This is a genomic window from Curvibacter delicatus NBRC 14919 (genome assembly GCF_001592265.1).
Classification (GTDB): Bacteria; Pseudomonadota; Gammaproteobacteria; order Burkholderiales; family Burkholderiaceae_C; genus Hylemonella; species Hylemonella delicata.
Genome location: NZ_BCWP01000031.1, coordinates 1 through 14,508, shown reverse-complemented (window position 1 = coordinate 14,508; position 14,508 = coordinate 1). Strand labels below are relative to the sequence as shown.

General features: G+C 64.6%; 13 protein-coding genes. 2 read left to right on the top strand and 11 right to left on the bottom strand.

The genetic code is table 11. The annotated features are described in order from the left end of the window. The first annotated feature begins 24 nt into the window (after window positions 1-24). Window positions 25-1,053: a DctP family TRAP transporter solute-binding subunit gene (locus CDE01S_RS13815; protein ID WP_066708648.1), complete on the top strand. Its 1,029-nt coding sequence runs from the start codon at window positions 25-27 to the stop codon at window positions 1,051-1,053. A gap of 15 nt (window positions 1,054-1,068) precedes the next feature. On the opposite strand, the gene CDE01S_RS13810 is transcribed toward CDE01S_RS13815, so the two are convergent. Then, entirely contained in the window at window positions 1,069-2,061 is a 993-nt protein-coding gene (locus CDE01S_RS13810) for a LysR substrate-binding domain-containing protein (protein ID WP_066708646.1), read from the bottom strand. Between the two features lie 182 nt (window positions 2,062-2,243). Then, window positions 2,244-4,145 (bottom strand): ABCB family ABC transporter ATP-binding protein/permease, encoded by a 1,902-nt coding sequence (locus CDE01S_RS13805; protein ID WP_066708643.1) that lies wholly within the window; start codon window positions 4,143-4,145, stop codon window positions 2,244-2,246. 41 nt (window positions 4,146-4,186) lie between these two features. Here CDE01S_RS13805 and CDE01S_RS13800 point away from each other — a divergent pair, with 41 nt between their 5' ends. After that, on the top strand, window positions 4,187-4,603 hold the full coding sequence (locus tag CDE01S_RS13800) for an acyl-CoA thioesterase (protein WP_174525472.1): 417 nt from the start codon (window positions 4,187-4,189) through the stop codon (window positions 4,601-4,603). 17 nt (window positions 4,604-4,620) lie between these two features. Here CDE01S_RS13800 and CDE01S_RS13795 read toward each other — a convergent pair whose 3' ends face one another. From CDE01S_RS13795 to CDE01S_RS13755, 9 genes are all read right to left on the bottom strand, one after another. Continuing rightward, entirely contained in the window at window positions 4,621-5,109 is a 489-nt protein-coding gene (locus CDE01S_RS13795; protein ID WP_066708641.1) for a thioesterase family protein, read from the bottom strand. Between the two features lie 84 nt (window positions 5,110-5,193). Next, complete coding sequence (locus tag CDE01S_RS13790) at window positions 5,194-5,958, bottom strand: enoyl-CoA hydratase (RefSeq protein ID WP_174525471.1); 765 nt, start codon at window positions 5,956-5,958, stop codon at window positions 5,194-5,196. 5 nt (window positions 5,959-5,963) lie between these two features. Next, entirely contained in the window at window positions 5,964-6,785 is an 822-nt protein-coding gene (locus CDE01S_RS13785) for an acyl-CoA thioesterase (protein ID WP_066708636.1), read from the bottom strand. 26 nt (window positions 6,786-6,811) lie between these two features. Continuing rightward, window positions 6,812-7,687 carry an alpha/beta hydrolase family protein gene (locus tag CDE01S_RS13780; RefSeq protein WP_066708634.1) on the bottom strand — a complete coding sequence of 292 codons (876 nt, stop codon included), beginning with the start codon at window positions 7,685-7,687 and terminating at the stop codon, window positions 6,812-6,814. Window positions 7,688-7,744: 57 nt separating this feature from the next. Next, complete coding sequence (locus CDE01S_RS13775; RefSeq protein WP_066708631.1) at window positions 7,745-8,941, bottom strand: acetyl-CoA C-acyltransferase; 1,197 nt, start codon at window positions 8,939-8,941, stop codon at window positions 7,745-7,747. 29 nt (window positions 8,942-8,970) lie between these two features. Beyond that, the gene (locus tag CDE01S_RS13770; RefSeq protein ID WP_066708628.1) at window positions 8,971-11,370 is read right to left on the bottom strand and encodes a 3-hydroxyacyl-CoA dehydrogenase/enoyl-CoA hydratase family protein; all 2,400 of its coding nucleotides are present in this window, start codon (window positions 11,368-11,370) and stop codon (window positions 8,971-8,973) included. Between the two features lie 15 nt (window positions 11,371-11,385). Next, complete coding sequence (locus CDE01S_RS13765; RefSeq protein WP_066708717.1) at window positions 11,386-11,769, bottom strand: DUF2147 domain-containing protein; 384 nt, start codon at window positions 11,767-11,769, stop codon at window positions 11,386-11,388. A 140-nt stretch (window positions 11,770-11,909) separates the two neighbouring features. Continuing rightward, a complete protein-coding gene (locus CDE01S_RS13760; protein WP_066708625.1) occupies window positions 11,910-13,706 on the bottom strand; it encodes an acyl-CoA dehydrogenase C-terminal domain-containing protein in 1,797 nt (598 codons plus the stop codon). Window positions 13,707-13,710: 4 nt separating this feature from the next. Then, a complete protein-coding gene (locus CDE01S_RS13755) occupies window positions 13,711-14,439 on the bottom strand; it encodes a TetR/AcrR family transcriptional regulator (protein WP_066708622.1) in 729 nt (242 codons plus the stop codon). Window positions 14,440-14,508: the final 69 nt, after the last annotated feature.

Below are 14,508 nucleotides of genomic sequence, written 5' to 3'. Positions count from 1 at the left end.
GTTTTTCAACCCGGAGACAAACCCATGAAACTTCGCACCTTCCTTGGCCTCACCGCTGCTGCTGCGGCCCTGGCCCTGCCGGCACTGGCTCCTGCCCAGACCTACAAGTCGGAATACCGCATGTCGCTGGTGCTGCCGCCCAGCCTGCCCTGGGGCAAGGGCGGCGAGTTGTGGGCCAACAAGGTGCGCGAGCGCACCCAGGGCCGCATCAACATCAAGCTCTACCCCGGCGTGTCCCTGATCCAGGGTGACCAGACGCGGGAGTTCAGCGCCCTGCGCCAGGGGGTGATCGACATGGCCGTCGGCTCCACCATCAACTGGTCACCCCAGGTCAGGCAGCTCAACCTGTTCTCGCTGCCCTTCCTGATGCCCGATTACGCCGCGGTCGACGCGCTGACGCAAGGCGAGGTCGGTCAACGCATCTTCAAGGTGCTGGACCAGGCGGGCGTGGTGCCACTGGCCTGGGGCGAAAACGGCTACCGCGAAATCACCAACTCCAAGCGCGCCATCCGTTCGCCGCAGGACCTCAAGGGCCTGAAGATCCGTGTGGTCGGCTCGCCGCTGTTCTCCGACCTCTTCACCACCCTGGGCGCCAACCCGACCCAGATGAGCTGGGCCGATGCACAGCCGGCCTTGGCCAGCGGCGCGGTGGACGGCCAGGAAAACCCGCTGTACCTTTTCACCGGGCTGAAGATGCACACGGTGGGCCAGAAGTACATCACCATGTGGGGCTACATGGCCGATCCACTGGTGTTCGTGGTCAACAAGGACATCTGGAACTCGTGGACCCCGGCCGACCGCGAGATCGTGCGCCAGGCGGCCATCGATGCCGGCAAGGAAGAAATTGCCATCGCACGCAAAGGCCTGATCGAAGCCGGCCAGCCCATGCTCAAGGACATCTCGACGCTCGGCGTCACCATCACGCACCTGAGCGCGCCAGAGCGCGAAACCTTCATCAAGGCATCACGCCCGGTGTATGACAAGTGGAAAAACCAGATCGGCGCCGACCTGGTCAACCTGGCGGAAAAATCGATCGCCGCACGGAAGAAATAGGCCTGTGCGCCCCGCTCAAGCCGACGGGCTTGCGCCGCCCCCCTGGCCGGTGAGGGGTTGCACCTGCAGGTAGTCCCACAAGGCCTGGGCGGTGCGTTTGGGCACCGCTGCTGCACGGTGCGGGGCCCCCTTGTGGGCCTCGCGGGCAGCCGGTTTTTCACGGTAGGCCCGCACGTCCATGGTGATCTGCATGCCCTTCAGCCCGGCGGGTGCGGCACAAACCAGCTTGCCGGCCTGCAGTTCGTTGCGCACGGCGCTGTGCGGCAGAAAAGCCAGGCCATGGCCTTCGAGCGCCATGGCCTTGAGCCCTTCGGCGATGTCGGTCTCGTACACGCGGTCCAGGTGGATGGGCGTGCTCGCCTGCTTGAGCATGAAGTCCACCACCAGCCCCAGGTACGCCCCGGGGGCATAACCGAGGTAAGGCAAAGGCTGACTCGCTTGCCCCGGCAGCGGAAACAGCGGCTGGCCTTGGGCATCGGGCCGGCAATAAGGCGCAATGACCTCCTCGCCCAGGCTGACCATCTCGTAGCGGTCGGCATCGAGCTGGAACGGCAGCGAGGGGTGGTGGTAGGCGATCAGCAGGTCGCAGCCACCCTCGACCAGCCGCACCACGGCATCGTGCACATTGAGCGCAATCAGGCGGCTCTTGATGGGGCCGAACTTGTCGCGCAGGCCCGACAGCCAGGCCGGGAAAAAAGTGAAGGCCAGGGTATGCGGCACCGCAAACTCGATCACATCCTGCCCCGCCGAGGTGTGCCCACGCAGCATGGCGCGTGTGCTCTGCAAGGCTTGCAGCATTTCCAGCGATTGGCCGTACAGCGTTTCACCGGCGGGCGTCAGGCGTGTGGGGTAGGAGCTGCGGTCCACCAGATCGGTGCCGGCCCAGGCTTCCAGCGCCTGGATACGGCGGGAAAACGCGGGCTGCGTCACATGGCGCAACTGCGCAGAACGGCTGAAGCTGCGCGTCTCCGCCAAGCTGACGAAATCTTCCAGCCATTTGGTTTCCATGGGCAAATTATGCGGCGCAAATCATCACCCGCATGCCAAGCCCCCAGACTAGGACGGATGTGATGCTGGCAGTGAAGTCGGCGCCGAAGCCGCTCCCCGCACTGCGCAAAAGATTTCCATATCGCCAATCGCTATCGATTTGATAGCGTGTTGCGCTTATTCAACGGCACCAAAGGCCCAAATCACTCCGAACTCTGTTGCAGGGCCCACATGCGGGCATAGGTCCCGCCGCGCGCCAGCAGTTCGGCATGTGATCCCCGCTCCACGATGCGCCCGGCCTCCATCACCAGGATCTCGTGCGCCTCCACCACGGTGGACAGACGGTGTGCAATGACTAAGGTGGTCTTGTTGTGGGCCACGCTTTGCAGCTCGGCCTGGATGGCACGCTCGTTGGCCGAATCCAGCGCCGAAGTGGCTTCGTCGAAGATCAGGATGGGCGGGTTCTTGAGCAGGGTGCGCGCAATCGCCACGCGCTGCTTCTCGCCGCCGGACAGCTTCAGGCCGCGCTCGCCCACCATGGTGTCGTAGCCCTTGGGTGTGGCGGCGATGAAGTCGTGGATGTGCGCCGCGCGTGCGGCCTCCTCCACCTCGGCGCGGCTGGCGCCGGGACGGCCGTAGGCGATGTTGTATTCCACCGTGTCGTTGAACAGCACGGTGTCCTGCGGCACGATGCCGATGGCCTGCCGCAAACTGGCCTGCGTCACCTTGCGGATGTCCTGGCCGCCAATCGTGATGCGGCCCCCGCCGACGCCGGGCCGCCCCAAGTCGGCGACGGCCCCCTCGGGGGGCAAGGCGTCATGCGCAGCAGGCGCCTGTGGGGGCACAACCCCTACATCGTAAAAGCGATAAAGCAGGCGTGCCAGCGTCGATTTGCCGGCGCCGGAAGGGCCGACCACGGCTACCGTCTTGCCAGCCGGGATCTCGAAGCTGACGTGGCGCAGGATCGGCCGCGAGGGATCATAGGCAAAACTCACGTCCTCGAAGCGCACATCGGCCTGATCGACCTGCAAGGGCGGCGCATCCGGGACGTCGGCCACCTCGCGCTCGCGCTCCAGCAGCGTGAACATCTTGTCCAGGTCCGTCAGGCTCTGCTTGATCTCGCGGTAGATCACGCCGAGGAAGTTCAACGGGATGTAGAGCTGGATCATGAAGGCATTGACCATGACCAGGTCACCCAGCGTCATGTGCCCATCCACCACGCCCTGCGTGGCGCGCCACAGCATGGCCACCAGGCTGATGGCGATGATGAGCTGCTGCCCGGTGTTGAGCAGGCTCAGGGTGGACTGGCTCTTGAGCCGTGCCTGATGCAGGCGCATCAGGCTCTCGTCATAGCGTCGGGCCTCGAAATCCTCGTTGTTGAAGTACTTGACGGTTTCATAGTTGAGCAGCGAATCCACGGCCTTGCTGTGCGCTGCCGAGTCAAATTCGTTGGCCTGCTTGCGGAACTGGGTGCGCCATTCGGTCACCGTCACCGTGAACAGGATGTAGCCTGCCAGGGCACCGAGGGTGATCCAGGCAAACCAGACATCGAACTTGACGGCCAGGATGCTCAGCACCAGCGCCACCTCGATCAGCGTCGGCACGATGCTGTAGAGCGAATAGGAAATCAGCGACTCGATGCCGCGCACACCGCGCTCGATATCGCGTGTCATGCCGCCGGTCTGGCGCTCCAGGTGGAAGCGCAGGCTCAAGGCATGCAGGTGGCTGAACGTCTGCAGGGCGATGCTGCGCGCCGCGCCCTGGGTGGCCTTGGCAAACACCAGTTCGCGCAACTCGGCAAACAGCGACGTGGCCAGGCGCAACGCACCATAGGCCAGCAGCAGCCCCACCGGCACCACCAGCACGGCAACCGCGTCGCCCGGCTTGATGTCCATGGTGTCCACCAGGTTCTTGAGCAGCAGCGGCACCCCGACATTGGCCAGCTTGGCCCCCACCATGAAGGCCAGTGCGGCCATCACCCGCCACTTGTACTGCCAGAGGTAGGGAAACAGGCGCTGGAGCGTGCCCCAGTCGGAATGCGGTACGCCCGGTTGGGAGGGCGTGCTGGCGGGAGGTGTGAGGGCGGTATCGCCAAAGCGGCGCATAGAGGACAATCCGAACTGGTTATTTTTTGAGATTTTCCCCCATGTCCGTGATTTCAAGTTCCGCCCCGATCCAGCCGCCCTCCGACGAGGAGCTGGTCCTCAAGGTCATCCCCATGCCGGCCGACTGCAATGCCAATGGCGATATCTTCGGCGGCTGGGTCATGGCCCAGGTTGACCTGGCCGGCTCGGTGATCCCGGCGCGTTACGCCGATGGCCGCATGGCCACCGTGGCCGTCAACGAATTCATCTTCAAGCAGCCGGTGCGGGTGGGCGACATCCTGTCGTTCTATTCCAAGCTCACGCGCCTGGGCCGCACCTCCATGACGGTCAAGGTCGAGGTCTATGCCGAGCGCTTCCGTGCCCAGGGCCAGTTCGTCAAGGTGACGGAGGCCAGCCTGACCTATGTCGCCATCGACGACCAGGGCAAGCCGCGCGAGATCCCGCGTCCGCAGGCCTGAGCCCACAGCAACCGTACCTACGAGACGATGTAGGCGGCCGCGCCGGCCGACAGCAGCTTGCCGTCCGGCCCGAAAAACTCCATGCGTGTGGTGGCCACACGCGACCCCAGGCGCAGCACTTCGGCGCGCAACTCGAAGTGCTCGCCAATGCCGGGGCGCAGGTAGTCGATCCGCAGGTCGATGGTGCCGAGCTTGCCGAAGCGGTGCAGCCGCTGCAGCGGCGGCTCGTCCATGTGACGTGCGCCGATGGCGGCCATCACCGCCAGGCCGCCCATGGCATCCAGCCCGGCGCTGATGACGCCGCCGTGGATGCGGCTGTGGCCGTAATGGCCGATCAACGCCGGCCGCATCTCGATGCGTGCCACCACGCACTCCGGCTTGAGCGAGGTGATCTTGAGGCCCAGCACCTGGTTGAAGGCGATCTTTTCTTCAAAGATCAGCTTGAGACCGGCCACGAACTCTTCTTCGAATTCGATCACGGGTTCGGCAGAAAGAGGCTTGTTCATGGCAGCGCTTGCAGTGTGGAGGAATCAGGGCAACGCTTGGGGTGAAAACGCTGCCGTGCTGACGGGTTGGACCCGCTGCGGGCTTCAGACCTTGCTGAAGTCAGGCTTGCGCTTCTCCATGAAGGCCGTGAAGGCTTCGCGTGCCGCCGGCTCGCGCAGCATGCGCCCGAAACTCGCACCTTCCTCGGCCATCTGCTCCAGCACACGCGCTGCCTGCCCCTGCTTCATCAGACGCTTGGTCTCGATCAGCGCCGACAGCGGCTTGGCGGCCAGCTTGCGCGCCTGTGCCTGCGCGTAGCCGTTGGCCTCGGTCGGCGGCAACACGCGGTTGACCAAGCCGGCCTCCAGCGCGGCTTCGGCCATGAAGGGCTCGCCCAGCAGCAGTGCTTCGGCCGCGCGGTGGTAACCGAACATCTGCGGCACCAGCAAGCTCGACGCCGCCTCCGGGCACAGGCCCAGGTTCACGAAGGGCATGGAAAAAGCCGCGTTGTCGCCGGCGTAGACCAGATCGCAGTGGAACAGCAGCGTGGTGCCGATGCCCACTGCCGGACCGCTGACGGCCGCGATCACCGGCTTGGGGAAGCTGGCAATGCCGCGCAGGAAACGGAACACCGGTGCATCTGCGGTGGCAGGCGGCTGGTTCAGGAAGTCGCCAATGTCATTGCCGGCACTGAACACCGTCTCATGGCCCTGGATCACCAGCACACGCACAGTCGCGTCGGCCGCTGCCTGCTCGACGGCATCGGCCATCGCGGCATACATGGCCGAAGTGATGGAGTTCTTGCGCTCCAAGCGGTTGAAGCTGAGGGTGGCTACACCGTCTTCGGTGTGGACGAGGATGTCGGACATGGGGGTCATTCCTTGAAATAGACAATCTGATGCGAGGTGGCCAGCAGCTGACCGGCCTGGTTCCAGAGTTCGGCGCTCTGGTCGAAAAAACCGTTGAAGAAGGATTGTGCCCGCGCCTGGCCCAGCAGGTAACCACGGCCGGTGGCGGCGAGTTCGTCGGCGCCGGCATGGAAGTACACCGTCATGGACACCGTGCCCACCGGCGTCATGCGGGCGCGGCGGCGCCAGACGCGCGGCGGGAACACATCGGCCAACGCCAGCAGGCTGCAGAAGTCCAGCGGGCGCGGCGGATCGTCACGCATCCAGAGCTGGGTCAGGCTGTCGGCCTCGCTGCCGTCCCACTGCTCGGGAAGGCTGCCGGCACACGGCCGGATGTCGTAGCGCTGCAGCCAGGCGACCGGCCGATTCAAACTGCCACGCGCCATAGTCTCGGGTGCCGGCACCGCGGGCATGACGGCATCGACGGCACTCCAGGTGCTGCGCCGCAGCGCCGTCACCACCGTGGCCGTGAGCACCACGGCCGCCTGTCCGTCCGGCCCGGTTTGCGACAGCAGCACCAGCCAGTGCTGGGTGGAACGGTTGGTGCGTACCGGCCGCGCTTCGATGTGAAACGGCCCCTCGCTCAAGGCTGCGGCAAAGTTGACCGTGAAGGACACCGGCTCGCCCAGGCGCTTGGGGTGTTGCAGCACCGCCTGCAAGGCCTGCGCGGCACTGATGCCGCCGAACGGCCCCACCATGTTCCAGTAGGCCGGGCTCGTCCGCCCCAGGAACTGGTCTTCGGCTTGCGCCGTCAGCGCCATCGCCTCGTCGAACACATGCTTAGCCATGGGTCGCTCCAGACAATCCACGCCGCTCATACGACGGCCGAACGCGACAGGCCGGCCAGCCATTGCCCCATCCTCGGCCAGAGCAGCGTCTCGTGCTCGGGCCGGAACGGTCCGAAATGGCCGATACGGCGCACGGACAGGTCTTCCGGGGCAATGCACTGGATGTCGCGCGGCGCGTTCTCATAGAAACCGATCAGGCTGTGTATGCCGCGCAAGGTCATCAATTCATCGTCGGTAATGGACAGCGCCAGCACGGGAAAGGTCACGCTGGCGTAGCCTTGCCGCGCCGCCTCGCCTTCCGCCCCCACGCTGTAACGCGGGTTCAGGCACCACTTGCGCCACTGCAGCATGACACCGGCCGGCAAATCGCCCACCATCTTCAGCTTGCGGCCCGGGAAATAGCCGCATAACCGGGTTGCCAGCGGCACGATGAAGAACCAGAAATAAGGCACGATGCGTTTGAGCTGCGGCGCGTTCTCGCGCCAGTAGCCGCTGCCCGCTGCCACGCTGAGCAGGCCACTGACCTTGTGCTGGTTGCCGAGCAGGCCCGGCAGTTGCGCCCCCAGGCTGTGGCCCAGCAGGTACAGCGGCCGGTCCGGCTGCGCCGCATGGGCGTGGTCGATCACGGTTTCGTAGTCGCGTGTCCAGTCGTACAGGTTCGCCTTGAAGCCGCGCAGGCGGCCATGCGGCGTGTCCGGCACGGAGTCACCCGAACCACGGTAGTCAAACGTGGTCACACGCCAGCCCTGGCCCGCCAGCCACTGCGCAAATGCCGCATAGAAATCCTGCCGCACGCCCATGGCCCCGCCGATCACCACGCTGCCCTGGCTCGGGCCAGCCGGCTCATAGATGCGGGCCCTGAGTTTCGCGCCGTCACTCACCTGAATGACTTCGGTCCTCATGTCTTGCTCCTCGCTGTCATTAAAAAAGGCCACTCTGCGGTGGCCTTCATCGATGTCTTAGACGCGCTCGAAAATACCGGCGGCGCCCTGCCCCATGCCCACGCACATGGTCACCATGCCGTATTTCTTGTTGTGGCGGCGCAGTGCATGCACCACGGTGGCGGAACGGATGGCACCGGTAGCCCCCAGCGGGTGGCCCAGCGCAATCGCGCCACCCATGGGATTGACCTTGGCCGGGTCCAGGCCCAGGCTGTTGACCACGGCCAGCGATTGCGCAGCAAACGCCTCATTGAGCTCGAACCAGTCGATGTCGTCCTGCTTGAGGCCGGCAGCACGCAGCGCGGCGGGAATCGCCTCGATCGGGCCGATACCCATGATGTGGGGCGGCACACCACGCGAAGCGAAACTGACAAAACGCGCCAGCGGCGTGAGGCCGAAACGCTTGACCGCATCGCCGCTGGCCAAGATCAGCGCACCGGCGCCGTCCGAGGTCTGCGAGCTGTTGCCGGCCGTGACCGAGCCACGCGCCGCGAACACGGTCTTGAGCTTTCCCAGCGCCTCAAGCGTGGTGTCGGCGCGCGGACCTTCATCCAGGTTGACGGTGCGCGACTTGGCGACCACCTCGCCGCTGGCCAGGTTGGCGCTGCTGTCGGTGACTTCGATCGGCGTGATCTCGGCCGTGAACTCGCCGGCCTGCTGCGCGCGGATGGCGCGCAGATGCGACTCCAGCGCAAAGGCGTCCTGCATGTCGCGGCTGACCTTCCACTGCTGAGCCACCTTCTCGGCCGTCAGGCCCATGCCGTAGGCAATGCCGACGTCACCGTCGCGCTCGAAGATCGAGGGCGACAGCGAAGGCGAGTTGCCCATCATGGGCACCATGCTCATACTTTCCACGCCGGCGGCGATCATGACGTCGGACTCGCCGACACGGATGCGGTCGGCCGCCATCTGCACCGCCGACAGGCCGGAGGCGCAGAAGCGGTTGACGGTGATGCCGCCGACGCTGGTCGGCAGGCCGGCCAGCACGGCGCCGATGCGCGCCACATTGAGGCCCTGCTGGGCTTCGGGAATGGCGCAGCCGCACACGATGTCCTCGATGGCGGCCGGATCCAGCCCCGGCGCCTGGGCCAGCGCGGCTTTCAGCGTGGTGGCCAGCAGGTCGTCAGGACGGGTGTTGCGGAAGAAACCGCGGTGCGAACGACCGATGGGTGTGCGCGTGGCGGCAACGATGTAGGCGTCTTGAACTTGTTTCATGGTAATTCCTCTTTAGCCTGTCTTGCCGTTCAGTTGCGCAGGGGCTTGCCGGTGCTCAGCATGCCCATGATGCGTTCCTGCGTCTTGGGATGCACGATGAGCGAGCAGAAAGCCTGGCGCTCCAGCGTCATCAGGTACTCCTCGGACACCAGCGTGCCGGGGTCGACCTCGCCGCCGCACACCACGTTGGCGATCAGGCTGGCGATGTGGAAATCGTGCTGGCTGATGAAGCCGCCGTCACGCATGTTGACCAGCTGGCCCTTGATGGTGGCCACGCCGCTGCGGCCGGCCACCGGGAACAGGCGCTTGTGCGGCGCGCGCCAGCCGCCCTGGTACATGGACTTGGCTTCGTTCAGCGCCACGAACAGCAGCTCGTCCTTGTTCGGCACGATGATGTCGCTCTCCAGCAGGTAGCCCAGCTTGCGCGATTCCAGCGCGCTGGTGCCCACCTTGGCCATGGCCGCGGCGGTGAAGCCTTCGGTCAGGAACGGCAGGATGTCCTTGCCGGTGGAAGCGGCCGCATTCTCGGCGGCGCGGCGCGCGATGTAGGTCAGGCCACCGGCACCCGGGATCAGGCCCACGCCCACCTCGACCAGGCCGATGTACGACTCCATGGCAACGACGCGGCGTGCCGAGTGCACGGCCAGTTCACAGCCACCGCCCAACGCCATGCCACGAATGGCCGACACCACCGGCACACCCGCGTAGCGCAAACGCAGCATCATGGTCTGCATCTCGTGCTCGGCGCCCTCAACGGCACCGACACCGGCCACCATGAAGGCCGGCAACATGGCCTGCAGGTCGGCGCCGACACTGAAGGGCTCGTCGCCCGACCAGATCACCATGCCCTGGTAGTCTTTCTCCGCCAGCTCGATGCCCTGCATCAGGCCCTCAACCACATCCGGGCTGATGGCGTGCATCTTGGTCTTGATGCTGGCGATCAGCACCTCGTCGTCCAAGGTCCACAGTCGGACACCGCTGTTTTCCTGCAGCGTCTTGCCGGCGGCCTGGTACTTCACACTGCCGTCGCCCAGCACGCTCTCGGGGAAATGCTGACGCGCATAAACCGGTAGTTGGCGACGCGGCTCGAACTTGCCCGTCGTCGGGTTGAAGGAACCTTCGGGCGTGTGCACGCCACCGGCCTTGGCCACCGGACCGTCGAACACCCATTTGGGCAGCGGCGCCTTGCACAAGGCCTTGCCGGCATCGATGTCCTCCTGGATCATCTTGGCCACCTCCAGCCAGCCGGCTTCCTGCCAGAGCTCGAACGGGCCCTGCTTCATGCCGAAGCCCCAGCGCATGGCCTGGTCAACGTCGCGCGCCGTGTCGGCCACCGCGGCCAGATGCACGGCAGCGTAATGGAAACTGTTGCGCAGGATGGCCCAGAGGAACTGGCCCTGGGCGCCTTCGCTGTTGCGCAACAACTTCAGGCGTTCGCCAGCCGGCTTCTTGAGCATGCGCTCGTACACGGCATCGGCCTTCTGGCCGCCTGGCACGTACTCCTTGCCCGCCAGATCAAAACGCAGGATGTCGCGCCCGACTTTTTTGTAAAAACCGGCCTTGCTCTTCTGGCCCAGGTTGCCCATCTCGATCAGGGTCTTCAGCACCTCGGGTGTACCGAAGCTGCCGTAGAACGGATCGCTCTTCTCGTCCAGATTGTCCTGCAGTGTCTTGATGACGTGGGCCATGGTGTCCAGGCCCACCACGTCGGCGGTGCGGAAGGTGCCGGAGCTGGCACGGCCGAGCTTCTTGCCGGTAAGGTCATCGACCACGTCATAGCTGAGGCCGAAATTTTGAACCTCCTTCATGGTGGCCAGCATGCCGGCAATGCCGATGCGGTTGGCGATGAAATTGGGCGTGTCCTTGGCGCGCACCACGCCCTTGCCCAGACCGCTGGTGACGAAGGTCTCCAACTGGTCGAGGATGGCAGGCTGCGTGGTCGGCGTGGCGATCAGCTCCACCAGGTACATGTAGCGCGGCGGGTTGAAGAAGTGGATGCCGCAGAAGCGCGGCTTGATTTCTTCCGGCAGAGCTTCTGACAGCTTGGTGATCGACAGGCCCGAGGTGTTGGAGGCCACAATGGCGTGCTTGGCAATATGGGGCGCGATCTTCTTGTACAGATCGAGCTTCCAGTCCATGCGCTCGGCAATGGCCTCGATGATCAGGTCGCACTCCTTCAACTGCGCCAGATGCTCTTCGTAGTTGGCAGCCTGGATCAGGCCGGCATCGTCGGCCACACCCAGCGGGGCCGGCTTGAGCTTCTTCAGGTTGTCGATGGCCTTGAGGGCGATGCCACTCTTCGGGCCTTCCTTGGCCGGCAGGTCGAACAGCACGACCGGCACCTTGACATTGACGAGGTGGGCTGCGATCTGCGCGCCCATCACGCCAGCGCCGAGCACGGCGACTTTTTTGACTTGGAAACGTGACATGAATGTCTTCCTTGTTTACTGCACACGAACCCAGATCTGGGTCCGGTAGAAGGGGCCGATATAGCCCCGGATTTGCAACTTGCTGCCGCCCTCCAGCGGGGTCATGCGCAGCGTGTAGGTCTTGCCGTTGTCGGGGTCGAGGATCTTGCCGTCCTTCCAGACGTCCTTGCCCTCGGCCTTCTGGGCGCCGCGGATGATCTCCATGCCCAGCTTGGGCTGACCCTTGCGGTCGTCGGTGCAGAGATCGCAGTTCGACGACGCCGACGGCGCCAACGATTTCTCGACCACACCAGTAAGCACACCGGCTGACTCACGGATGCGGATTTCCGCCTTGGGCTTGTTGGTCGCATCGTCGATGCTCTGCCACAGGCCCACCGGGGTGCTCTGGGCCCACGCCATATTGCCGGCCAGCACCAACGCAAAGGCCAAGACGCCCGTGGATCCGGCTTTGCCGGTCCACCGGGTGCGCCCCCCTTGGGGGGGGACGCCAAAGACGTCTCGGGGGGAAGCCATTCCTGCGCTTCGGGGGGAAGTCATCTTCATGCCAAGGCGAGGTCGGTGTCCATCAGCACCTTGCTGCCGGCACGCGCCGTACGCATCAGCGTGGCGGTCTCGGGGAACAGCTTGGCGAAGTAGAAACGCGCCGTCTGCAGCTTGGCCTGGTAGAACGGATCGGTGTTGCCGGCCGCGATTTCCTTCAGCGCGACCGAAGCCATGCGGGCAAAGAAGTAACCGAACACCAGGTGGCCGGCCACGCGCAGGTAGTCCACCGCAGCGGCACCCACTTCGTCGGCGTTCTGGAAGCCCTTGAAGCCGATCTCGGTGGTGAACTTGGTCATCTGGTCGCCCAGGTAGGCCAGCGGGTTGATGAACTCGGCCATCTTCTCGTTGACGCCCTCTTCCTCCACCAGCGCACCAACCAGCTTGCCGAACTTCTTCAGCGTGGCGCCGTTGTTGCCCAGGATCTTGCGGCCCAGCAGGTCCAGCGATTGCACGGTGTTGGTGCCTTCGTAGATCATGTTGATGCGGGCATCGCGCACGAACTGCTCCATGCCCCACTCCTTGATATAGCCGTGGCCGCCGAAGACCTGCTGGCACATCACGGTGGCTTCGAAACCGTTGTCGGTCAGGAAGGCCTTGACGATGGGGGTCAGCAGGGCGAGCATCTCGTCGCTGTCCTTGCGCACCTTTTCGTCGGGGTGGTACAGGTGCTGGTCCAGCAACATGGCGCAGTAGCAGGCCAGGGCGCGGCCGCCTTCGGCATAGGCCTTGGCGGTCAGCAGCATCTTGCGCACGTCGGGGTGCACGATGATGGGGTCGGCTTCCTTGTCCTTGGCCTTGGTGCCCGACAGGCTGCGCATCTGGATGCGGTCCTTGGCATAGGCCAGGGCGTTCTGGTAGGCCACTTCGGTCAGGCCCAGGGACTGGTTGCCCACCCCCAGGCGCGCGGCGTTCATCATCACGAACATGGCCTGCAGGCCCTTGTTGGGTTGCCCGACCATCGTGCCGACCGCATTCTCCAGGATCATCTGGCAGGTGGAGTTGGCGTGGATGCCCATCTTGTGCTCCAGGCCACCGCAGTAGATGCCATTGCGCGTGCCCAGGGAGCCGTCGGCCTTCACGTTGTACTTGGGCACGGCAAACAGGCTGATGCCCTTGCTGCCCTTGGGCGCCTCGGGCAGGCGAGCCAGCACCAGATGCACGATGTTCTCGGCCAGGTCGTGCTCACCGGCACTGATGAAGATCTTGGCGCCGTTGAGCTTGTAGGTGCCGTCGGCCTGGGGTTCGGCCTTGGTGCGCAGCATACCCAGGTCGGTACCGCAATGGGGCTCGGTCAGGCACATGGTGCCGGTCCACTCGCCGCTGACCAGCTTGGGCAGGTAGAGTTTCTTCTGCTCGTCGGTGCCGTGGGCGTGCAGGGCCTCGTAGGCGCCGTGCGAGAGGCCGGGGTACATGGTCCAGGCCTGGTTGGCCGAGTTCATCATTTCGTAGATGCACTGGTTGAGCACAAAAGGCAGACCTTGGCCGCCGTAGTCCGGGTCGCAGCTCAGTGCCGCCCAGCCGCCTTCCACGTACTGGGCATAGGCTTCCTTGAAGCCCTTGGGCGCAGTGACCTCGTGGGTGGTCTTGTCTAGCTTGCAGCCTTCGGCATCACCGCTGATGTTGAGCGGGAAGATCACATTGGCCGCGAACTTGCCGCCTTCTTCCAGCACCGCATTGATGGTGTCGGCGTCGGTGTCGGCATGACGCGGAATCTGCTTGAGCGACTCGGTCACGTTGAGCACTTCGTGCATCACGAACTGCATGTCGCGCAGGGGCGGGGTGTAGCTGGGCATGGGTTTACTCCTTGATGGATTTGGATGATTTGCGGGTTCGAACCGGAGGACGCGGCTTTTCCGCTTCAGCTGCGTGGTGGCCGTAGCGGGCCAGGATGTACTCGAAGCCCTGGTTGGCGCGCTCGACCGAACCGGGATTCTTGAGAAAACGTGCTTCGTAATGCAATGCGAGGATCAGCCCGTGGATTTCGAAGGCAATCTGGCGCTCCTCAGCATCGGCCGAGAGGTGGCCTTCTTCCTTGGCCTGCACCACTGCACGGTGCACGGCACCCAGCCAGGTCTTCACGGAACTAGCCAGCGCATCGCGCACCGGCCCGGGCCGGTCATCGAAGTCAGCCGCACCACTGATGAAGATGCAGCCCGACTGGATTTCCACCGCCACCAGCTTCATCCAGTTGGCAAACAGGGCGCGCAGACGCGGCAGGCCGCGCGGTTCGCGCAACGCCGGGTAGAACACCTCCTGCTCGAAGCGGTGGAAGTACTCGCGCACCACGGAAATCTGCAGCTCCTCGCGCGAACCGAAGTGCGCGAAGACGCCGGATTTGCTCATGTGGGTGACTTCGGCCAGCACCCCGATGCTCAGGCCTTCCAGACCGATCTGGGCGGCCAGCCCCAGCGCGGCATCAATGATGGCGAGCTTGGTCTGCTGCCCCTTGTGCAAATCGCGTTCCTCGCGCACGCGTTCGCGGCTCGCGGGGCGCTTCGTCTTGGCGGGTAACTCGACAACCGTCATGGGGGCTCAAAATAAAACGAACGATCGTGCTATTTTGCATGAAAAAAAGAGACTAGAGCAAGCCCCTCC

Coding starts and splice junctions, on each gene's coding strand:
- CDE01S_RS13790 (WP_174525471.1), bottom strand. CDS start 5,958: ATGTCCGACATCCTCGTCCACACCGAAGACGGTGTAGCCACCCTCAGC.
- CDE01S_RS13775 (WP_066708631.1), bottom strand. CDS start 8,941: ATGAAACAAGTTCAAGACGCCTACATCGTTGCCGCCACGCGCACACCC.
- CDE01S_RS13760 (WP_066708625.1), bottom strand. CDS start 13,706: ATGCCCAGCTACACCCCGCCCCTGCGCGACATGCAGTTCGTGATGCAC.
- CDE01S_RS13755 (WP_066708622.1), bottom strand. CDS start 14,439: ATGACGGTTGTCGAGTTACCCGCCAAGACGAAGCGCCCCGCGAGCCGC.
- CDE01S_RS13795 (WP_066708641.1), bottom strand. CDS start 5,109: ATGAACAAGCCTCTTTCTGCCGAACCCGTGATCGAATTCGAAGAAGAG.
- CDE01S_RS13805 (WP_066708643.1), bottom strand. CDS start 4,145: ATGCGCCGCTTTGGCGATACCGCCCTCACACCTCCCGCCAGCACGCCC.
- CDE01S_RS13770 (WP_066708628.1), bottom strand. CDS start 11,370: ATGTCACGTTTCCAAGTCAAAAAAGTCGCCGTGCTCGGCGCTGGCGTG.
- CDE01S_RS13765 (WP_066708717.1), bottom strand. CDS start 11,769: ATGGCGTGGGCCCAGAGCACCCCGGTGGGCCTGTGGCAGAGCATCGAC.
- CDE01S_RS13785 (WP_066708636.1), bottom strand. CDS start 6,785: ATGGCTAAGCATGTGTTCGACGAGGCGATGGCGCTGACGGCGCAAGCC.
- CDE01S_RS13780 (WP_066708634.1), bottom strand. CDS start 7,687: ATGAGGACCGAAGTCATTCAGGTGAGTGACGGCGCGAAACTCAGGGCC.
- CDE01S_RS13810 (WP_066708646.1), bottom strand. CDS start 2,061: ATGGAAACCAAATGGCTGGAAGATTTCGTCAGCTTGGCGGAGACGCGC.
- CDE01S_RS13815 (WP_066708648.1), top strand. CDS start 25: ATGAAACTTCGCACCTTCCTTGGCCTCACCGCTGCTGCTGCGGCCCTG.
- CDE01S_RS13800 (WP_174525472.1), top strand. CDS start 4,187: ATGTCCGTGATTTCAAGTTCCGCCCCGATCCAGCCGCCCTCCGACGAG.